Below are 22,424 nucleotides of genomic sequence, written 5' to 3'. Positions count from 1 at the left end.
GATCGCAAAAGAAATTACAATGAAACGAATATATAAGATCTCGGTAGCTATTGTTACACTACTGGCAGGTTGTTCAAAAAGTGGTTTGCTGGATAAGGATACAAAAGACAGTATCGATGCGCAAAAGTTCTTTAACACGGCTACCGATCTGCAGGTATATACCAATGGCTTTTATGAAATGTTGCCTACCTACACCCTGTATACCGACGAAGATTCAAAGAGTGATAATTTAATTCCATTGTCGGTAGATGCCCGGGTGAAAGGAGCCCGCATTGTACCTCCTACCAATGCCAGTACCAAATGGGTATGGGATGATCTGCGAAGTATCAATTTCTTTCTGGAAAACTATCAGAAATGTACTGATGATGCTGCCAAACTGAAATATGGCGGTATTGCCCGGTTTTTCAGGGCTTACTTTTACTATGAAAAAGTGAAGACCTATGGCGACGTACCGTTCTATAACAAAGTGTTGTCTGCCAACGATCCTGATCTGTACAAAGGCCGCGATTCGCGCAAGCTGGTAATGGATTCGGTACTGGCCGATATTAATTATGCTGTTGCCAATATTCCCAAAGAAGTAAAACTGAATGAGATCACAAAATATACGGCCTTGTTGTTAAAGGCCCGCATTTGTTTGTTTGAGGGCACATTCAGAAAATACCATAGCCTGGGGGACCATGAAAAATTTTTAACTGAAGCTGCGGCGGCTGCAAATGAATTGATCGCTTCCAACGCCTACAAACTGTTTACAACCGGTGGCGCTGCTACTGCCTATCGCGAGTTGTTTGCCCGCAACGACCAGGACGCTACGGAAACCATCCTGGCGCGCGATTATAACACCACCTATGGCCGCCAGAGTGTGGGGTATTTAATGACGGCGCCCACTGCCGGCGTATATGGCATTCCGAAAGATATGATCGACAGCTATCTGATGAAAGACGGGACCCGGTTTACCGATCAACCCGGGTACCAGACAAAAGGGTTTTATGATGAAATGCAGAACCGGGATCCCCGCCTTACGCAAACTACTGCCGGTCCTGATTTTTCGGTGTACAAAGAAACCACCCGAGAACCGGTGAACCTGAGCATCACTACATCCGGTTACCGGGTAATAAAGGGGCTTCCCAGCCGCGACCAATGGGGATCGCTCAACTCCTATAACGACATAGTTATTTATCGCTTTGCAGAAGCCTTGCTGGTGCTGGCAGAAGCAAAAGCTGAGCTGGGTACGCTAACACAAACCGACCTGGATAATTCCATCAATAAACTCAGGGCACGTGCCGGTATGCCCAATTTAAACCTGGCTGCTGCCAATGCAAGCCCCGACCCCTATCTCGAATACTGGTATCCGAATGTAGATCAGGGTTTGAATAAGGGAGTAATATTGGAAATAAGAAGAGAGCGGCGCATTGAGCTTTTCAATGAAGGCATACGCTGGGATGATCTGATGCGGTGGAAAGAAGGAAAGAAACTCGAAAAACCAATGGTGGGGATGTATTTCCCGGGCCTGGGCGCCTTTGATTTTAATAATGATGGCAAAACAGATGTGTTTTTACGCACCGATAATACCACCCCTGCACCTGCAGGCACTACCAGTATTATTAATGTTAATCAAAAGCGCTTAACCAATAGTACATCGGGCAACTTCAATCCCATGTACAGTACTCCGTGCACTTTTGATGAGAAGAAGGATTATTATTATCCGGTACCAACTGAAGACATAACCCTGAACCCTAATCTCGCACAAAGTCCGAACTGGTAATGGCGAAAACCCTGAGCGTCCTGAGCGGAGCCGAAGGACCGAAGGGATAAGCCCACAAAGCGTTGAGCGAGGTCGAAACGCGCTTTGGCCAAATATAACTATTGTCATTATTCATTTAACCTTACTTCAAATGAAGAAAAACTTCGTAATGGGCATGCTATGCCTGGTCATTTGTTCAGCAACCTGGGGGCAATACACGCTTGATTCTACCCGCCGGATGTCGCCCGGTGTTTTTTACAAACATTACCACACGGCTTCGCCGATCAGGCAGATCCATGTAATGGAGATCGACCTCACCGAATCAACCATCAATGTACAGGTAGTGAAATCGGGTGGCGTGATCAATGCGGCAAAGGAAACGGTGCAAACCATGTTTGCCGATCACGACGATTTCCGGGGGCATGATGTAACCGCCGCGATCAATTGCGATTTCTTTACCAGCCAGGGCCCGCAATATAATCCCCGCCATATGATGATCGGCGATGGGGAATTATTATGGGACACCACGCTGAACCGTACGGTGTTTGGCATTACGGAAAACAGAACATCGTTTATTACCAAACTCAACGGCAGTTACAGTGTAACAGCTGGCAGTAATAACCGTACTATCAATCATATTAACAGGTATGGCGGTACCGATCAGCTGATCATGTATAATAGGTTTAAAGGCAGCACTACAGGTACTGCAGCGGGAGGTACCGAAGTGCGCATTGTGCCGGTGAATGGGATTGGCGACTGGAAGGCCAACGCCACTATTTCCTGTAAAGTACTCGCCAAATCAAGTGCTGGTAATATGGCGATCGATTCAGGGGAGGCAGTATTGTATGGACTGGGAACAGCCAAAACATTTCTCGATGGCATCAATGTGAATGATGTAATTACGCTGAACCTGCAGGTGATCACCAACCCTTCGGGGCTTACCAATATAAAACAACTAACCGGCGGCTGGACGAGGCTGGTGCTCGATGGCGCCAATTGCGTTACCACCAGTGTGGCCGATGAAGGCGGCGCCGTGCCTACCAGTGCGGAACCCAGAACAGCTATCGGGTTTAACCAAACAAAGGATAAAATATATTTCACGGTGGTGGATGGCAGAGAGGAAGGTGTAAGCGAAGGCATGACACTGGATGAAATGAGTGCGTTGATGCTGTACCTGGGTTGTTACCAGGCCCTGAACTTCGATGGCGGCGGCTCTTTCACCATGGTGGGCAATATGGGGGATCTAAGGAATAATCCGTCTGATAATCCACCCAGGGCCATACCCAGCGCATTACTGGCATATCTTTCCAGTATTACGCTCGATGATTTTGAAAACGGGGTAGGACATTTTAATCATGATCCAACGTATAGTTCCACTACGGTAGGCGTATCAACCACTTCGGTAGTAACCACCGCGCTTACCTGCCATAGCGGGTATCATGCCATGATAGTAAAGTTATATGATGACGCGGCAGTAACCACGGCCTGGAAGGCAAGGGTATTATCGGGCAGCGGCCAGATCCAGAATAACCGTTATTTCGCCAATACCGGCACGTTCAGTTTTTACCTGAAAACTTCCACCGCCCAAACCGGCGCCAAGGTGAGGCTCTGGCTCGATGATAATGATGGAACGGAGTTATCGCCCCAGCTTACCATCAACAATGATGGCAACTGGCACAAATACACCTGGAACCTGGCTAATTTGAATGGTACCACGGCAGACACCGGTGATGGACAGTTAGAAAGTGCGGGTGTGCGTTTAGACGCGCTCGAGTTTACGCAACCCAATACATCCACTACCTGGTTCATTTTTGTTGACGATATTATGGTTGACCCCAATGGCACAGATGGAACAGGCGTACGCCTGGTGGCCGATACGGCCAAAGCAGTAGCGGTAACACCAGCTGCCAGTCTTCCCGCGAAAACCCCGATAACTATCTATCCCAACCCGGGCAATGGTATATTCAATCTTGACTTTAAACAATATGCTGTAACCTCTTTTAACCTGCAGGTATTAGATCGCTTTGGCAGAAAGCTGCTGGATAAAAAATACCAGGGAGGTTCGCAATCCATCAATTTGCCGCATTTGCCGGCAGGCTTGTACTTTATGTATGTTACGGCTGGCCAGATCAATGAAACATTTAAAATCGTGATAAAATAGTTGTATGTGCACTGTGATTTCCCGTATCCTTTTTGTTATTCTTTTGTTTGCCGGGTATCCTGCTTTTACCCAATACAGCCGGTTGCGGTTCATTACCTACAATATGCTGGAAGGGATGAAACTGGATACTTCGGCCGACAAACCTAATTTTGTTAACTGGCTGAAGCAAATGAACCCCGATGTGCTGGCTTTGCAGGAAGTAACCGGGTTTACTCAGGCTTCGCTGGAGAAACTGGCGCAATCGTACGGCCATCCGTATGCTGTATTATTAATAGAGGGGGAGAAATATCCTGTGGCCCTCACCTCCAAATACCCTATAGTAAATGTGCAAAAGGTTAGTGATAATATGGACCGTGGGTTCATTATGGCGCGCATAAAAGACATGAACATAATAAGCCTACATTTTACACCGTTCGATTATCGTAAGCGGGCGCAGGAGGTTGATCTGCTGCTGGCACACATTCATACACAGCCAGCCGGAAAGCAATGGATAATTATGGGAGATTTCAATACCGTGTCACCGGCTGATTCTGCCAATTACAGCGATGGGCGTATGGTTGCCAATTACCAGGCTTATGAAAAGAAATATGCGCCCATTCAAAAACTGGCCAATGGTAAACTCGATTATACAGTGATAGATAAAATAGTGGCCAATGGGTTTACGGATGCGTTGAAAACAACAACGCCGGCATTTGTAAAAACGGTGCATCCCAAACGGTTTGAACCGAAAACCGGAACTGATGTAACATCGAGAATAGATTTTATATTTGTTAGCAGGGACCTGGTGAAAAAGATAGCGGCTGCCAGGGTGTTGACAGATGACTTCACCGATTACTACTCAGACCACTACCCGGTATTAATGGATTTGAAATGAATATGATGAATTATCCTGTTGCTAAATTTTTGTGTTGCTGTATTATGCTGCTGGTTTATTCAATCAACCTGCCGGCAACACTTATAAGAGAAGACAAGCTCTTGAGGAAACTTTTTCCTTTAGTCTGCGAGCTTCAATTAGCTGAGCGTACGTGCATGTATGGAAACGCACCTATGGATGCCATTCGGGCAAGGTTGGAACGAAGCACCCGGGCAGCACTGAAAAATTGCCAAACGGCTCCCTGTTTTGGCAATACCCTGCAATTCACCCAGGCGGAAATTCAGACCATTGGCAATGAACTGGTGCGTTTGGTTGTAAAAGATTCAGCGCTGAGGGCGTGCGTTCAGCAACTTAAAGCGGATGGCCACTATGCTCTATTTACAACGAATGATGATACTGCTTTTATTCGCAAAGCCTGGCAGGCGGATGCCCGCGGGGTAAACAATATTCTGCGGGTTTATGTGGAAGGGTACGCTCCCCTGTATCCGAAGATCGATTCCATCAGCTTTCAGAAAGATAGTCCCGCATTTCGTGACAGTATTGTTGCCAGGGTTGAAAAGGTATTGGACCGGTACGGAAAAAAGATGATCTGTTTGGATCTGCCTGTACGGGTTGCACTGGAAGCACTGCAGTTGAATGGGCGCGAAGTGGCCGTTCAATACGAACATGATTATATTGGAGGAGGGAATGACTGGCCTTTTGCAAGGTCACGACATACCAAATGGGATTCTTTCCCTTATAGTATGATCCTGGTGCCGGGGCTTGGGCCTGAACAACCTGGAGTAGCGCTTGACCCTGGCGGCGCCAGAAGATGCGATAGTGCTGCTATCCGTTATAAGGCCAAACTGGCGCCATTTATTGTGGTATCGGGCGGGCATGTTCATCCTAATAAAACACCTTATTGCGAGGCAATTGAAATGCGGCGTTATTTGATGGAAGTACATCATATTCCTGTGTATGATATTATCATAGAGCCATATGCCCGGCATACTACTACCAACTTACGCAATACCAGCCGCTTTGTTTTTGAAGAAAAAATGCCGGCTGATAAACCGATCCTGATCGTTTCTGACAGCGCGCAAACGAATTACATCAATGGGGCAATGAAAGATAAAGTAGTGAAGGAACTGGGGTATACACCCTTCAGTTCAATAAAGAAAATAAGCGCTACAGAAACGGAATATCTTCCTGCAGAAAATTCGAGACAGATAAATTCAATGGATCCATTGGACCCATAAATAAAAGTTCAGATGTATAAAATTTTCATAGTTACAATAGTGCTCCTGGCTGTTCAATTATCGTATGCTCAGGACAGCATTAAATATGCAGATGCCACCACTTTGATGATGGTTGGGAAAGCCAAAACAACCGATTCCATTTATCAGCGCATAGATAGTGTAGAAGCGAAGGAGATGCCGCAGGCAGTGAAGAACCTGGCCAAACAAAGTGCAGGCATTGCGATCTTGTTTGAGACCAATAGCCGCATTATTCGGGCCAAATGGGATTTGCCAAAAGAAGTGTACCTGCATAACATGACACCCGATGCACACAGCGGGCTTGACCTGTATTGTTTTAAAGCCGGCAAATGGCAGTTTGTAAGTATAGGGCGTGTAGCGCCAGGTATTAACCAGAACCAAATAATAGTGCAGAATATGGACAGCAGCCTGAAACAATTCATGCTGTACCTGCCTTTGTACAATGGGGTGAGCCAGTTGCAGATCGGGGTGCAGCAAAATGCAACGATCAACAAACCAACAAAGCCGGCTGTTAATACCGCAAGGAGAATTGTAGTATATGGCTCCAGTGTGGTACAGGGTGCATCGGCGAGCAGAGCAGGTATGGCCTACCCTGCTATCCTGCAGCGCAGGACCGGCTTCGATTGGATAAACCTGGGTTTTAGCGGCAGCGCCAAAATGGAAATGCCCCTGGCTAAATACCTGGCTACTGTACCCGCAGATTGTTATGTGCTGGATTGCATTCCCAACCCCAGCCCGGAAGAGATCAGTGAAAGATCATATCCTTTTATTAAATACCTGCACGAACAGCAACCCGCCATTCCCATTGTATTGGTAGAAACCATCTTCAGGCAAAACGGCCTGTGGGACCAACAGGTTGGCAACACGGTTAAGAGACAGAACGAGGAAATCCGGAAAACCTATGAGCGCTTAAAAAAAGAGGGGGTGAAGAACATCTATTATCTTGAAACGGATAAGTTGATAGGTAATGACCACGAAGCCACTATAGATGGCATTCATTTAACCGATCTGGGTTTTACCCGCATGGCCGATGCAGTATTGCCGGTGGTAAAGAAGGCGCTGGCTGAAAAGAAATAAATTATTTCCCGTACTGGTATTCAATTCCGTTAGCGAAGGGCGTCCACCAGCAGGCTTTTTGACCACAGGACTTCAATGCATTGTTAGCCCAGGTATTACAGGTGTGAAATAAACTGTATTTGCCTTTTGCTTCATAAAAGGCATCGTGATCGCCATAAGGTTTGGCAGCAGAGATGGCTATGGGTTGCCCGTTGGCAGTGGTTTGCAAACTGTTTTGAATGAAGGTTATCAACCGCTGGTATTGCTCGTTGGAGAGTTCCACCTTTACACAATTCTTTCCTTCTTTTACTTTTTTAAGATAGTTGGTGTGTACTGCGGAAGAGCTTAACCAGAAGGCTGCTTTAAAGGCGGTGCTTGCTTTCAGATCGGCCCAGGTAGGCGTTTCCAGGTAGAATCCTTTATCGCCCCAGCCAAAGGCAATGTAGCTGAAGGTAGTATCGCAGGTGCGGGTATTGGTGTACAAAATACTTTCACTCCAGTCTTTCAGCTCAGTTTTCACGGGGAGTATGAGGTCAGTATGTACAGGATTTGTTTTAATATATATAGGAACCTGGTGTGCTGTATTGGCTTCCGCCTTTACGGATAAGTGCGATAGCACCCAGGCACTACCCAAATACAGGAGAAGGAGTAGGACAATGGTTAACAGGGTATAACCCGTGTATTTGAAAAATGGTCTCATGTGGTTATTGATCTTAGCTTAATTCCGCCAACCGCATGAAAGTAACCTATTTTTTGTACAAATAACACTTAAGTGTTATAGTAAGGTGGGTAGATTTAACAGATAGTTATCAAGGTCAAATACCCACTTACATGAACAATAAATAGTTACCCGTATAATTCCTCCCGCATTTGCACTAACAGGCTCTCAAGCCTTTCTTTATCGGGCATGTCTGGTAACGGGCTTTGGATATACGCTGTTTCTATCTGTTGCATTAAGGAGTCGGCCATTACCAGCAGGTCATCATATTGAAACTGACCGGTCTTTATGGATAACAGTTCTTCCCGGTTAGGCCGCTTTACGTTTAGCTTGCCTTCCCGCAATATTTCTTCGGCCACCTGTAACAACCGGATGGTGTGCATCATGTTCTTGGCATCATAACCTTTTCCATGTTCAGCATTATCCTGGTAACGGATTTCATTTCGCTTTTCTATCCACTCCCAGTATTCGCGGTATTCTTTACAATAAGAAGAATAGCCTTCCAGGTTAAAGAACAGGTAGGCGCTTTCTTTTTCGCCCTTAGGAATAGACGATAGGGAAACTTCATTAGCCAGTTCAGTACTTATAACGCCTCTGTACCTGTGTTGATTGGCGGCATCATAAAACAGGGCATACAGTCCTTTTGAATGTGGAATGCTGGTAAGCCCGCACTGGTCCTGGCTATACTTGTTTTGCGCCAGCCATTCCCGTAATGAAATGGATTGATACCCTTGCAGGATGAAACAAAAATCAAGTACTGTTTTACGAACCGGGTCAACCGGATTTACGATCTTCTTTTTATAACCTCTTGCTTTTTTTATTTGGGTAAATGCATAACCGGCAAAGGTTTCCTTGCACAACTTCGACAGGAACAGGTCAAGGGTGAACCTGTTCATGATGGGATGTTTATGCAGGATACAATCTTCCGGCGATGCCAGCAATTCCAGGATATTGGGGTTATTGCGAATGAGCAATTCAACAAACCTGCCCAGCTCGTAATACACTTCATCGCTGGTTTCATTGCTGATCTGCGGAATGTATTCCAGTCCATAAAACTGCGCTTTTGGCAAATAATAAACACCCCTCAGATCTGTATCAGACTGAGCGGTGTTTAATCCGTATGCTTTGCTGCCACTGATGCATTCAAAAAGCAGCAGCCCCTTTTCTTTTATATCATTGATGGTCATACCGGGTAATAGTATTTACAAAAAATGCATCCAGTTCATCAGCAGTAAACTGGTCTCTTTTTAAATGTGTACTTGCTTCGCTGATGCGGGCAAATTCGTGATCGGTGTATGTTTTCAGTTCTGCATTGATAGTTATAATAAAACTTTCCGGTGCAGTAGCTTTCAGCGCGATCAAATCGCTCACCTGCTTTTTTAGCGCATCGGGCAGCAATGTCATCAGCGGTCCGATGGTCATAGGTGCAATGGATTGCTTTTCCAAACACCATTTGGCTGATAACAGCGGACGAAGCACATAGAACAGTTTTTTGATCTTTATTTCGTTGCCGTTCTCAATTGACTCCATGGCGCCCCGGGCTATCCCAAGGTAATGATGAATATTGGAAATCTGGCTAAAATAAGACTGGCTCAATTGCCACAGATCGTCCCTGAATGTTGGCCCCTGCCGGTATATAATCGGAGACTGGATCCACTCAAACGGGGTGGTATTCGATTTGCGCATCAATTGCAACACTTTGCGAATGTCCCAGCCATACATATCCAGCTCGCCACTAATGGGAAAGTTGAGATCGTACTCTCTATCCATTACCGACAGGTAGTATTTATAAGGATGCACATAAATGAACCGCACATCATAATCGCTGTCTGGTGACGGGAATTCCCAGCCCCTGCTGCCTGATTCACAGGCATACAGGATGCGGATGCCGTGCTCCTTTTCTACTGCGGTTAGTTTATCTGTTATCAGTTGTTGCATGTTATTCCGTTTTATAAATGATCCTGCCCTGATATTCGGCTACTACTACTTTTCCATAAACTATCTTCGTCCAGCCATTTTCAAAGCCATGGTTATTGGCTATCAGGAAACCTTTGTTGGCATCTTTCTTTACAACTTTATGCGCATCGATGTACCTGCCTTTTACTTTACAGAAAACGATATCGCCAATGTTATAATCAGGCGCCTTTACAAAAGTTAGCAGGCTACCGTTTTTCAATATTGGCAACATGGAATTGCCAAACGCTTTTAATTTTCCGGTTCCGGCTCCCGCTAAATCTGCTTTGAGCCGTTCATATTTGTTCATCTTCGATTAATCTATTAATAATTTGGTCACTGCAGCCGTATTCTGTGCCCACGCGGTAGTGTACACTTCATCTGCCTGCCCTGGTTCCTCAACCAGTTGCAGCAGTTGGGCTTCGGCTTTTATTTTTAATAACTGCCCAATGGTTAATTTGCTGTTCAGTTTCTGCAGCATATTTTCTACCGTTCTGGTATCCAGGTTCTGTACAACCTGACCCTCGAATTGTAATTCCAGCCAAATGATCTCGCTTTTAGCCACATCCAATACGCCGAACACCAATCCTTTGCTGGTATCATTTACCACCCGTACCTGGTGTTGTACACAGGAAGGGTCATAGGCTACACCCGATTTTTGTGAAACGGTCATTTTATGTTTGCTGTTCATCCAACCCACAACCAGGTTTGGCGTTATACCACCATTGCTGTATGCATTACACGTAAAGCTTACGTATAAGGCTCCTGCTTTTTGCAATACGGGGATATTCATTTCAATGTATTCAGCAGTACCTATCTTATTAGGAATATACCGAACGTCGCCGCTATGCTGGCAGCCGGTAACGGTCAGCTCACTGTAAGAGCAACGTTCGGTTCTGTCTTTATACGCAATCAAACAGCTCAGGTCCATATCCATATGCTGGGCGGTTAAACCGGTTCCCCATTGCATGAACAGGCGAACAGCGTCCCCTTCCACTGTAAACCGGGTACCCATTAATACGCCAGACAGGTCCTGTACGGTTTCGTTTCTATCACCGATTGAAACCGGTATTTTGAACAGCGAAGGTGCTATATACATGCTTTTACCCGTTGGCGCTATTCTCGCAAAGCGGGTTTTAACCGCCAGCAGGCACAGGTCGGCAACAGCCTCCTTCATTTCCTGCAGCTGGTCATTGTTGTACAAAGCCAGCATCCGGTTTGGCTGAATGTTCTTGTTCACACCCCCTAATGGTTTTACCACTCGGGTATTTGTTATATCGAAATAATTATCGGCGTACATGGCCAGCGTAAACAACAAACGGGCCGGTACTTTATCGATGACATCCATAAAGGCAGCAATGGTAATATCACTCCCAAACCACAGCATATTGGCGAACAATGAACGGGCAAATAAGCCAGGACGTTGTTGCAATAAGGCGAAGGTGGAAGTTACATCGTAACGCAATTTGTAATGTTCAACCATTCCCTGCCATACCTGGTAATCTTCTTTATAGAATTTATCCAGCAGGTCACGCAGTTTATCATAGCCTTTTCGTTTGCTGTATTCAGCAAGCCGTAAAGCCCTGATAAAACGTACCCACATCCCGCGTTTAGGATGCATCATTTCGCACATTCCGGCGGTATCCAGGTTCATGTTATTTAACCAGGTAGCTACCATCAGGCTTTCCTTACGGGTGTATTTCAGTTTCAACTGCGATTTTTCCTTGAATTTTGCACTGGCGCTTTTATCCAGGATTCCTACCCGATGGCTGTTGTTTGCCGCTTTGCGTTTGATAAGGGTAGCAGGTTCTATAATCTGCAGGAACCCCGTATGTTTATACCACAGGTAACGCAACACATCGGCAGGTGAGGTGAATAATGCCTGTGCTTTTTCCGCCTCGTTGCGGGTGATATAAATATCTATTACGGCCATCAACGTTTCCTTCATACCTACAGATACTGCAGGTAAAGGCAATTCTGCCAACAGGATTTTCAGGCTATCCATTTGGGTAGCATCCAACGCTGTTTTAGACGATAACAGGTCGGTCAGGAAATCGGCAGCATCTTTTGATGACCATAATTCCAGTATTTTCTGTTTGCTTCCCTGTTTGAAATTTTCAATGTCACCAAATTCAAAAGGTTTACCGCAGAATGGGCAGCCATTATAGCGGTGCAATGGAAAGGTTCCATCGGGGATATTATGTCCGCAAGGCAGCACAGTCCCTTTGATTTTATAAATATTGGCAAACCAGGTAGCTAAATGATCTGCAAATGATTCACCGGTTGGTACCAGCCAGTCTTTTGTCAGCGGCGTCCAGTTCTTGTTCACACCGGTTACATCACGCAGCATTTCCAGCAGGGTTAACTGAAACCCCGGTGCGGTATTATTTAAAGTTTTCAGCAACGATTCAGAAACCCCATAACCCAGGCTGGTTAAATTGGCTACTAATAAGCCCGTGTTTCGGGTAATGGACTCATAGTTGTTGATGATGGCCCCTTCGGGGATATAGATTGCCTTTTGACGAATGCTGACTGTTAATAAAGGATTCATAGTACTTAATTTAAAAACCTGATAATTTTGTTGCTGGGCTTTATCCAAAAAGTGAATTGTAGTAAGCAACAATTGACCATAGTTTAGCGAAGCAGGTTGGAATCGAACCAACGACCCAAGTAAGGCAGTAAGCGTTAATTGACCACGATAATTTTCAAACGGGCTGGATTCGAACCAGGTCTGCCCTTGCGGACAGTATGCCAATTTGAAGTAAATTTGAATTGACCCGGTGGTAATTTTAAAACTTTTCTTTGCTCTACCAACTGAGCTACTGCTCCGGATAATCAAAAACGGTAATTGAAATAGTTTTGTTATAAAAAACGGCTGAAGTAACTTTTTCTTGACCATGAATTTGATAGAGCAAATATGCACGCAGCATCACGCAGCCCAATTGCGCAGTGATAAATTATTTTCGCCTGCTGCTTTTAATTGTATGGTTAACACGGAATTAACGCTCAAAATAATTTCTATTTAAAAAAAATAAGGGCAATCTGCGCAAGTGTATTGCGTAATAAAAACCCGTATATTATTTTTACTGCCCCAACCAATGCTATGTCGATAAATAAACTGGCCCTTATACGTTATAAAACCATCGATGATTGCCTGCGTAACAGGTATCGTAAATGGACCCTGGACGACCTGATTATAAAAGTAGCGGATGTGCTGTACGAAATGGAAGGTATCACCACCGGGGTGAGCAAGCGCACCATTCAGGCCGATATTCAGATAATGCGCAGTGATAAACTGGGTTACAATGCGCCTATTGTTGTTGTTGACAGAAAATTCTATTCCTACAGCGATCCTGAATTCAGCATTACCAATGCCCCGGTGAATCAGGCCGACGTAGAGAAAATGAAGGAGATCGTGGGGGTGTTGAAGCAGTTCAATGGGTTTACCTATTTCGATGAAATGAGCGACATGATCGCCCGCCTGGAAAATAACCTGCAGCGTACTACTAACCAGGGACGCAATTGCATTCAATTTGAAGGAAACCATTTGCTGAAGGGACTGGAGCATATCAATCCACTCTACCAGTTTATCCTGAATAAAAAATCGTTGCTGGTAGAATACAAGTCATTTAAAGCGGCCGCTTCCCAACATATTATTTGTTATCCTTATTTGCTGAAGGAATACCGCAACCGGTGGTTCCTGATAGCCCGGAATAAAAAGCGGAAACTCTTACTTACCATGGCGCTCGACCGCATTATAGAATTTCAGGAGCTGGCCAAAGAGCCGTTCGATGACCATGATGGAATTGATTTTGACAGCTATTTTGATAACCTGATAGGGGTTACTAAAAACGAAAGCGACAAAGCCAGCAGAGTGGTGTTGTTTATTGACAAATACAATGCGCCCTATGTGTTGACAAAACCCCTCCATCATTCCCAGACATTGCTGAAGGAAACTGACCAGGGGATTATTATCAGGATTGAAGTGGTGTTGAACTTTGAACTGGAGCGGGAGATCCTTGGTTTTGGCGAATGTATGAAAGTACTGGCTCCGCGCATCCTGAAGTCACGGATCCATAAAAGATTGAACATGGCGATACAGAAGTATGAGCGGGAAGAGAAGGAAGAGCCTGACCAAAAATAACACGAACAGGGTATTTTTAATTTAATGCTCACGTCGTATACTAACGGCAGCGGACTGTGCCGATGTGAAAAAAACCTTTATAAAAAGGTGATTGTACGCGGGTTTACCCGCGTTCTCTTTTGTAGCTTTAATGCATTAAAAAACCCTTCCCATGGCTAAAAGCGCAAAAAAGGCAACACCAAAACGCAAGCCCCAAGCCCAACTTACGCCCCAGCCTGGCCCCAGCACTACTACCGATAAGAGTACAACTAAAACGAACAACCTGCCAACGCTTACTGCCACTTCGCTGGTTGCAGAAAGCGCCCCCCATTCCCTGCAGGTGAGCATCGCCTTTACATTTACCGGTGGCATAGGACAGGCCACTTCGCTGCTTTTCAGAAAAGGTGTATTAATTAACATGCAAAGTATAAGCAGCAGCGGTAATATTCAGTTTTCAGAAGTACAAAGCGGCGATTCCATTTCGGTGAATGGCGTTTGTACCGGCAGTGCATTAATTATTATTGATACCCCAACTATACCCACTTCCCCGCAACAGTTTGCTGCCGGGATCATCATTGCAGGCTATTTAATTCAATAATCAAACAGGCATTATGATCGGAAAAATTTCGGGCGTCGTAATGGTGCTGCTGTTTTGCATTACCACCAGGCTGGTTGCACAAACGGGTACTACTCCAAATCCTATATTAACGGCAGATTCATTGGCTACAGGAAACTATAAAGATGTACTGAACAGCTTTTTTCAATTGGCATTTGACCGGCTCACCAGTCCCGATAAAACATTAAAATTTACCGGTACCCCTTTTGCCGTTATGGCAAAGCTCGATACCGTGTTGCTGGTTGATACTGTTTATAAAAGATACAGAACGCTCAGGAACCTGAACTATACGTTTGGCCTGCGGCTCGATACCTCGTACCGGTTCAACGGGTTCTCTGCCGGGCTTAAATATGCCATCATCAATAAAAGAGATGAAACCGTACAGAACGCGTTTCTGAAAACCGTGCTTGCCAATGCGGCGGTAAAACAATTGTTTGCCCTGAACAATCAAATGGTGGCAAAGATCCCTACCATGCCCAACCCGGGCGCACTAATGCAGGAGTACTCCAATTTCACCCAGGGGCTAAAAAACTTCCGGTCTTTAAGTAAACCATTGCAGGATTCCATGCTGGCTTTTGCCGCCAGCAGCGACAGCACGCGGGCTTTGTTTGAAACCCTTATGCAAAACCCAAACTTCAATCTGAAACGCACGACCGATAGTCTTTACCAGGACATGAAAATGAATTTCAATAAAAATGCGTTGTGGACGGTTGGTGTTACCGACACCACTTTAAAGAACCAGTTTGTTTTTACCAATGTGGTATTTCAAACCGAATTTTTAAAGAGCATTAATAAGTATACTAAAACCAAGAACGACCTGGAATTGAATATCAGATCGCAATTGCAGCTGGTTGACGATACATTGAAAGCCGGTCGTGATCTGCAGCGGGCTGTATTTAATTTTGAACCCGGTATTAACTGGGTGCTGAATACAAAGTGCACCAGGAAGAGTTATCTTGAACTAAAGTTCAGTGGCGGCTACTATCATATTTTTAATGGCATCTATGCAAATGAAGACAAGAACCAGCTCTGGTTTAATGGTACGGTGCGCATAAGGATCTTCAATGACATCTGGGTACCGTTTGAAGTGAAGTATGATCCCAAAAACGGGAATTTATTCGGCTTTATAAATGTAAGGGCCAACTTCAGGGCGTTGGCGGGCGCCGCCAAACAACTGGCGAAATAGCCAGGCAATACAGTCTGTACCTGCTGGCAAAGAAGATGTTGCAGCAACCTGTAATTGGCAAAATACCCGTGGCACAATTTTATAATAAGGGTATATATGCGCCACGTCAGATCATATATTTTATGGCTGGGGCTTTTATGCATATCCCTAAAAACAACAGCTCAAACGCCCGTAGCAGATACGGCGACCAATAAATGCATTGCTGCGGGACCAGTTTACAAACGGCCCCACTTTTATCAATGGTTATGGGGCCGCAACCATCGCATTGAATGGGCTACTCCGGTATGTGTTCCGGTTTTATTATTAGATACAGCTTTTGGCAGGTTAATACCTTATAAGGTGGGTGGTGGCAATGAATCGAAATCATTGCGGCTGCGAACAAAAGAGGGTAAGGAATACGCCTTACGTTCTATAAACAAATCAAGAAAGGAAGTGATCCCTCCCCGGGTAAAAGGTACGTTCCTCGAAGATATGGTGAATGATGGCATTTCCATGTCGTATCCCTACGGCGCCTTTGCCGTGAGCAATATGATGCAGCATGCCGGCATTTATCATACCATTCCAACTCTTGTATATCTCCCTCAACAAAAAGCGCTGGATACATTCAATGCCAGATTTGGCAATGATCTGTATTTGCTGGAACAAAAGCCGGAGGGAGATTGGCGCGAAGCAGATAACCTGGGCAATTTTAAAACTTTTCTGAGTACCGAGGAAGTGCTGGTAAAATTACAACAGAATAATACCTATACAGTAGATCAACATGCATTTGCCCGGGCCAGGTTGTTTGATATGCTGATAGGTGATTGGGACCGGCACGAAGGCAACTGGAGCTGGGGCGAAGTACCCACACCCAATGGTATTCAGTTGAGACCAGTGCCCCGCGACCGGGACCAGGCTTTTTTTTATCACAATGGGGTTATCATTAATAAGGTGATCCAGGGGAGTGGTCTTAGCTTTATGCAGCATTTCAATTACAGGCTAAAGGATGTTGATCTTTTGAACTCCTCTGCAAGAAGCATGGACCGGTTTTTTACCAATGCCCTCACGCTTACAGATTGGGTATATGAAGCAGAAGATTTAAAAAAAGCCCTGACAGATTCAGTGATCGTGCAATCGGTGAGGCAATTACCGCCGGAAATATTTGCCATAAAAGGTCAGGTGCTGATTGATAAACTGAGATCCCGGCGCGACCAGTTACCAAAGTTTGCAAAAGAGTACTACCGGTTTATTGCAAAACAAGTGGAAATAACCGGCACCCGCCAGCAGGAATATTTTGAAGTATCCGGCGCTGATAACAATGAAACTTCAGTGACCGTGTTCCACATAAATGAGAACGGACAAAAAGCGGCCACCCCTTATTATAACAGGATCTTCAATCCTGCAGAAACAAAAGAGATCCGGCTGTTTGGGATAAAAGGAGAAGATGTTTATGTAGTTAATAACGACCGGAACAACATCACCATCCGGATTATCGGCGGGGATGGTAAAGACTCTATCGTTCAAAAGAACCATAAGGTGTATGTATATGACGATACCAATAATGTTTTTCAAACCAGTTCAGCCCGCAGGCATTTGTCGTCAGATACAAGCATTCACAACTGGGAGTATAAGTGGTTCAAATACGACAAATCAGGAATAAGACCAGAGGCATTTTATAACAATGCAGACCGCATTTTCGTGGGTCTGCGTTACCGGTACAGGAAATACAAATGGCGGCAGGACCCGTTTGCCTGGGAGCAACAATTTGGGGTCCGGTATTCATTGTCGCAGAATGCGCTAAGTTTTTACTGGTCGGCTGTATATCCACATGTATTGGGCCAGTGGAATTTGGTGATGCGGGCAGATTATGATGTTATTCGCTGGACTAATTTTTATGGTACGGGCAATGAAACCAAATCAGTTACCACTAACGTCAACTATTACCGGTTGCAAAGCGAGGAATGGTATGCGGCTGCGGGGTTGAACCGTAATTTTGGAAGAAGCAATGTAGCAGTAACCGGTTATTACGCCCGAACACAGGGAAAGAACGATCCGGAACGCTACCCATCAAAGGTGTTTACCAATAACGACGATCTGTTTAAGGCAAATCCGTATGCAGGCTTGCAGTTAACCTATTCCTATGTACACGTTAAAGATTCAGTAACACCGGAAAGCGGGTATACATTTTTAGCCAACGCGGTGTATGCAAACAATTTCCTGCAAAAGGAATTTTATCAGCAATACAATGCGCATGCTCAATTATATGTTCCCATTATTGACCATGTATCGCTGGCCATAAGAGCAGGGGCTGAAACCATTGTGAACAATGATGTGCTGGGTACCGGTCAGGCTTACGAGCATGCTATTATTGGCGGTCCGCGTTTCTTACGTGGTTTCAGGCGTGAACGGTTCTGGGGCAAAACCGCTTTTTACAATAGCAATGAATTGCGGTTCATCACTAATTTCCGTAGCTATATAATGAATGGCAAAATAGGAGTGTTTGCTTTCTTTGACCAGGGCCGCGTTTGGTTGCCCGGTGAACGCTCGAACAAAATGCATGTATCCTATGGGCCGGGCATAATACTGGCGCCTTTCAACAAATATAACCTCTCCGCTACTTACGGTATTACCGAAGAGATCAGGCTGGTGCAATTGCGGTTGAACCACACCTTCTAGCGTTCCCTTTTATAAAATCAATGATTTTTTACAATTCTCCACCTTTTGGGTATGGTAGTTTTGTGTTAAACAAATACCAATGAGGTCACTACCACCAAAAGTATTTCTGTTAAGCCTGCTGATGGCTCCGGGCATCATAAACGCGCAGGCAACAACTAATATAAAAAATAATAAAAAGGAGATAGTTATGAACACGATACAACAAAACAAAGAAGTAGTACGACAATTATTTGAGCAGGGTTTGAACAAGCGCAACTTCGAGCTGGTAAATGAACTGGTATCGGCAGAGTTTACCGGATTACAGGATAAAAAAGGCGGCGCTGCTTTTGCAGCACCTGTGCTCCCATTGATAAAATCTTTTCCCGATATTCAATGGAATATTGTTGACCTGGTTGGCGATGGAGATAAGGTAGCGCTGCACTGGAAATGGCAGGGAACACAGGCAGCTCCCTGGTTCAACCTGGCAGGTTCAAACAAAACAATCACCAATGAAGGTATGAGTGTAATGACCGTGAAAGATGGTAAATTAATAAGCGCCCAGGTGTTAACAGACCGGTTAAGTTTTTTACAGGCATTGGAAGTGTTGCCCACAGATGTAAATGTGTTGTACAATAAAAAGGCGCATAATGGACAGGTTAACTTTATTGATAAATTCTTTGTACCGGCGGCTGCTGTCAATGAATTTCAGGAAAGAGTGCACATAAACAGGAACTTTATAAAAACGTTGCCTGGTTTTATTGAAGATGCTGCTTATGAATATCATGACAGTGAAGGGAATTTAATTCTGGTAACAGTAGCTTTGTGGCAAAACAGTGAGGCATTGAACAATGCTAAAGAAGCGGTACAGGCGGAATATAAAAAGCAGGGTTTCGATGCCCAGGCCATGTTCAAAAGATTGAATATTACGATAGATCGTGGCATATATACACAATCGCAGAATTAATATAATGTATCAGGTCTTTTAGCGGGGAACGTATTGTTCCCCGTTTTTATATACATTATACAGGGCGGGGTTAAACCGGGTTTAATGATTGGGCGGAAATAATTCCCACCCTACAACGGTATATTCCCATGCTTCTTCTTAGGCAGTTTAGCCACTTTGTTTTCCAGCATGGCAAATGCTTTTATCAGTTTGGCGCGGGTATATTTTGGTTCTATCACTTCATCAACAAAACCTCTTTCGGCTGCCAGGTATGGCGTGGCGAATTTTTCTGCATACTCAGCTTCTTTCTCAGCCAGCTTTTGGGCCGGGTCTGCGGCTTCTGAAATTTCTTTCTTAAAAATGATCTCACTGGCGCCCTTGGCGCCCATTACAGCAATTTCTGCTGTAGGCCAGGCATAGTTGATGTCTGCTCCGATGTGTTTTGAATTCATTACATCATATGCACCGCCATATGCTTTGCGCGTGATAACGGTAACCCGGGGAACCGTCGCCTCGCTGAAGGCATACAATAGTTTGGCGCCATTGGTAATAATGCCATGCCATTCCTGGTCGGTGCCCGGTAAAAAGCCCGGTACATCAACCAGCACCAGTAAGGGAATATTAAAACAATCGCAAAAGCGGGTGAACCGCGCTGCTTTTTTTGAGCTGTCAATGTCCAGTACACCGGCCAGGCTTATAGGTTGATTGGCTACAATGCCAATGCTTCTGCCTGCCAGCCGTGCAAACCCGATCACGATGTTGGTGGCATAGTCGGCATGTATTTCAAAAAAGGAAGCGTCGTCACAAATGCCTTCTATTACCGCCCGCATATCGTATGGCTGGTTATTACTTTCGGGAACGATGGTTTCCAGTGCAGGCCGCGATTCATCGCCCAGGGTGTAAGGTATCTTTGGTGTGGTGTCTTCACAGTTCTGGGGAAGATAGCTCAACAGTTTTTTTACTTCGGCTATACACTCCATATCGTTGGCGGCCGTAAGGTGGGTAACACCCGATTTAGTGCTATGGGCGGAGGCGCCGCCTAATTCTTCCGGGCTCACCTCTTCATTGGTAACTGTCTTTACCACATTGGGGCCTGTTACAAACATATAACTGGTATTTTCCACCATCAGGGTAAAGTCGGTCATGGCGGGTGAATAAACCGCGCCACCAGCGCAGGGCCCCATTATAGCTGAGATTTGTGGTATTACGCCCGACGCCAATACATTGCGGTAAAAGATATCGGCATAGCCGCCTAACGATCTTACACCCTCCTGGATGCGGGCGCCGCCAGAATCATTTAACCCGATCATGGGCGCGCCGGTTTTCATGGCCAGGTCCATCACCTTGCAGATCTTTTCGGCATGCGTTTCGGACAGCGCACCGCCAAAAACGGTAAAGTCCTGCGCAAACACATACACCAGGCGGCCGTTGATGGTGCCATACCCGGTGATTACGCCATCGCCATAAAACTGCTGGCTATCCATGCCAAAGTCCTTGGTACGGTGCAACACCAGGGCGCCAATTTCTTCAAACGATCCGGGATCCATTAACAGCGTTATGCGTTCGCGGGCGGTTAATTTTCCTTTTTTATGCTGTGCTTCATTTCTATGCGTACCACCACCCAGTTTACCTTTCTCTATCTTTTGCTTTAATATTTCCGTTTTGTTTTTTTTCATCAGGGAGCTTTTACAGGTTATTACCGTTTTATCCAATTGGTAGGCGTTGATTCAACAGCCTTTACTTCTTTTTGTTTCTGCAGCCAGTAATGCAGGGCTATCAGCGCGGCTAACTCAGCCTTGCTTTTTTGTTGGGCCAGCAGTTTTTCGGGCGTGTAATATTTTTGAACAAATTGGGTGTCGAACCGGCCGGTAAGGAATGCTTCATGGTCCATTACAAAATTGCCAAAGGGTAAAGTGGTTTCTACGCCTTCAATAGTATAACCGGCAATGGCCGCTTTCATTTTTTGAATAGCCTCGGTGCGGTTGCGCCCATGGGTTATCAGTTTGGCGATCATGGGGTCGTAATAGACGGGGATGGCCATTCCTTCGGTATAGCCATCATCTACCCGAACGCCTTCGCCTTTTGGCGGCTGGTATTTGGTAAGCGTTCCGGTAGCCGGTAAAAAATCATGTAAAGGATCTTCGGCATACACGCGTAATTCCAGCGCATGGCCATTAATGGTAAGATCATCCTGCCGGAACCGGAGTTTTTCGCCCCGCGCAATATTTATTTGCTCTTCCACCAGGTCAATGCCGGTAATCATCTCCGTGACCGGGTGTTCAACCTGCAGCCGCGTGTTCATTTCCAGGAAATAAAAATTCAGTTGTTCATCCAGCAAAAACTCTACGGTGCCGGTGCTGCGGTAGTTGCACGATTTGGCAACCATCACGGCGGCTTCGCCCATTTTTTGCCTGATCTCAGGTGTTAAAACAGAAGAGGGCGATTCTTCCACTACCTTCTGATGGCGCCGTTGGATGCTGCATTCGCGTTCAAACAAATGAACGGTATTGCCATAATTATCGGCCAGCACCTGTATTTCAATATGACGGGGCGAGCTTACATATTTTTCAATAAATACCGATCCATCGCCAAAGGACGACAGTGCTTCACTGGTAGCTCTTTCCATTTGTTCTTCCAGTTCGCTCTCCCGGGCAGCTACGCGCATCCCCTTACCACCCCCGCCAGCCGAAGCTTTAATAAGAATGGGATAGCCGACTTCCGCAGCAATCTTTTTGGCAACCCCAATATTGTCGATGGCTTTATCAATACCCGGCACCATGGGAATATCGTATTGCTTTACACATTCCTTGGCTGCGAGTTTAGAGCCCATAATGCGCATGGCTTCATGACCGGGCCCAATGAATGTGATACCTGCTTCTTCTACCTTTTTGGCAAAATTGGCGTTCTCGCTCAGGAAGCCATAACCGGGATGTATGCCATCTACCCCCAATTGTTTGGCAAAGGCAATGATGGCGTCGCCATTGAGGTAACTCTGGTTGGAGGGCGCAGGGCCAAGGCAAACGGCTTCGTCGCCATACAGTACATGCGGGGCATGTCTGTCGGCTTCAGAATACACCGCCACCGATTTAATGCCCATCCGGCGGATGGTGCGCATAATGCGCAAAGCAATTTCGCCACGGTTGGCCACTAGTATTTTTTGCAT

General features: G+C 45.5%; 17 protein-coding genes. 10 read left to right on the top strand and 7 right to left on the bottom strand.

What is annotated here, in order from left to right:
• Positions 1–19: 19 nt before the first annotated feature.
• The 5 genes from NIAKO_RS29255 to NIAKO_RS29235 all read left to right on the top strand — a co-directional run bounded on the left by NIAKO_RS29255 (position 20) and on the right by NIAKO_RS29235 (position 7,109).
• Positions 20–1,762, top strand: a complete 1,743-nt coding sequence (locus NIAKO_RS29255; RefSeq protein ID WP_014222083.1) for a RagB/SusD family nutrient uptake outer membrane protein — start codon at positions 20–22, stop codon at positions 1,760–1,762.
• A 130-nt stretch (positions 1,763–1,892) separates the two neighbouring features.
• The gene (locus NIAKO_RS29250; protein ID WP_014222082.1) at positions 1,893–3,902 is read left to right on the top strand and encodes a phosphodiester glycosidase family protein; all 2,010 of its coding nucleotides are present in this window, start codon (positions 1,893–1,895) and stop codon (positions 3,900–3,902) included.
• Between the two features lie 4 nt (positions 3,903–3,906).
• Positions 3,907–4,776, top strand: a complete 870-nt coding sequence (locus tag NIAKO_RS29245) for an exodeoxyribonuclease III (protein WP_014222081.1) — start codon at positions 3,907–3,909, stop codon at positions 4,774–4,776.
• Positions 4,777–4,931: 155 nt separating this feature from the next.
• Complete coding sequence (locus NIAKO_RS29240) at positions 4,932–6,014, top strand: YdcF family protein (RefSeq protein WP_049815633.1); 1,083 nt, start codon at positions 4,932–4,934, stop codon at positions 6,012–6,014.
• Positions 6,015–6,026: 12 nt separating this feature from the next.
• A complete protein-coding gene (locus tag NIAKO_RS29235; protein WP_014222079.1) occupies positions 6,027–7,109 on the top strand; it encodes an SGNH/GDSL hydrolase family protein in 1,083 nt (360 codons plus the stop codon).
• 1 nt (position 7,110) lies between these two features.
• On the opposite strand, the gene NIAKO_RS29230 is transcribed toward NIAKO_RS29235, so the two are convergent.
• From NIAKO_RS29230 to NIAKO_RS29210, 5 genes are all read right to left on the bottom strand, one after another.
• A complete protein-coding gene (locus NIAKO_RS29230; RefSeq protein WP_014222078.1) occupies positions 7,111–7,788 on the bottom strand; it encodes a TIGR02117 family protein in 678 nt (225 codons plus the stop codon).
• Positions 7,789–7,934: 146 nt separating this feature from the next.
• Entirely contained in the window at positions 7,935–8,993 is a 1,059-nt protein-coding gene (locus NIAKO_RS29225) for a DNA polymerase beta superfamily protein (RefSeq protein ID WP_014222077.1), read from the bottom strand.
• Positions 8,980–9,744, bottom strand: a complete 765-nt coding sequence (locus tag NIAKO_RS29220) for a nucleotidyltransferase domain-containing protein (RefSeq protein WP_014222076.1) — start codon at positions 9,742–9,744, stop codon at positions 8,980–8,982. Before NIAKO_RS29220 ends, NIAKO_RS29225 begins: the two co-directional genes overlap by 14 nt.
• Before the next feature lies 1 nt (position 9,745).
• Positions 9,746–10,069, bottom strand: coding sequence for a S24 family peptidase (locus tag NIAKO_RS29215; RefSeq protein WP_014222075.1), 324 nt, complete (start codon positions 10,067–10,069; stop codon positions 9,746–9,748).
• A 6-nt stretch (positions 10,070–10,075) separates the two neighbouring features.
• A complete protein-coding gene (locus NIAKO_RS29210) occupies positions 10,076–12,310 on the bottom strand; it encodes a hypothetical protein (RefSeq protein WP_014222074.1) in 2,235 nt (744 codons plus the stop codon).
• Positions 12,311–12,862: 552 nt separating this feature from the next.
• Here NIAKO_RS29210 and NIAKO_RS29205 point away from each other — a divergent pair.
• From NIAKO_RS29205 to NIAKO_RS38260, 5 genes are all read left to right on the top strand, one after another.
• Positions 12,863–13,903, top strand: coding sequence for a helix-turn-helix transcriptional regulator (locus NIAKO_RS29205; RefSeq protein ID WP_014222073.1), 1,041 nt, complete (start codon positions 12,863–12,865; stop codon positions 13,901–13,903).
• A 151-nt stretch (positions 13,904–14,054) separates the two neighbouring features.
• The gene (locus NIAKO_RS29200) at positions 14,055–14,480 is read left to right on the top strand and encodes a riboflavin synthase family protein (RefSeq protein ID WP_014222072.1); all 426 of its coding nucleotides are present in this window, start codon (positions 14,055–14,057) and stop codon (positions 14,478–14,480) included.
• A gap of 13 nt (positions 14,481–14,493) precedes the next feature.
• Positions 14,494–15,684: a hypothetical protein gene (locus NIAKO_RS29195; protein WP_014222071.1), complete on the top strand. Its 1,191-nt coding sequence runs from the start codon at positions 14,494–14,496 to the stop codon at positions 15,682–15,684.
• A 96-nt stretch (positions 15,685–15,780) separates the two neighbouring features.
• Entirely contained in the window at positions 15,781–18,339 is a 2,559-nt protein-coding gene (locus NIAKO_RS29190; RefSeq protein ID WP_014222070.1) for a BamA/TamA family outer membrane protein, read from the top strand.
• Positions 18,340–18,418: 79 nt separating this feature from the next.
• On the top strand, positions 18,419–19,282 hold the full coding sequence (locus NIAKO_RS38260; protein ID WP_014222069.1) for an ester cyclase: 864 nt from the start codon (positions 18,419–18,421) through the stop codon (positions 19,280–19,282).
• 110 nt (positions 19,283–19,392) lie between these two features.
• Here NIAKO_RS38260 and NIAKO_RS29180 read toward each other — a convergent pair whose 3' ends face one another.
• The gene (locus tag NIAKO_RS29180) at positions 19,393–20,937 is read right to left on the bottom strand and encodes an acyl-CoA carboxylase subunit beta (protein ID WP_014222068.1); all 1,545 of its coding nucleotides are present in this window, start codon (positions 20,935–20,937) and stop codon (positions 19,393–19,395) included.
• Positions 20,938–20,957: 20 nt separating this feature from the next.
• Positions 20,958–22,424 carry an acetyl-CoA carboxylase biotin carboxylase subunit gene (gene accC, locus NIAKO_RS29175; RefSeq protein ID WP_014222067.1) on the bottom strand — a complete coding sequence of 489 codons (1,467 nt, stop codon included), beginning with the start codon at positions 22,422–22,424 and terminating at the stop codon, positions 20,958–20,960.

Origin of the sequence: Niastella koreensis GR20-10 (assembly GCF_000246855.1) — a bacterium.
In the GTDB taxonomy this organism is placed as follows: domain Bacteria; phylum Bacteroidota; class Bacteroidia; order Chitinophagales; family Chitinophagaceae; genus Niastella; species Niastella koreensis.
This window is presented reverse-complemented; position numbering and strand designations above follow the sequence as displayed.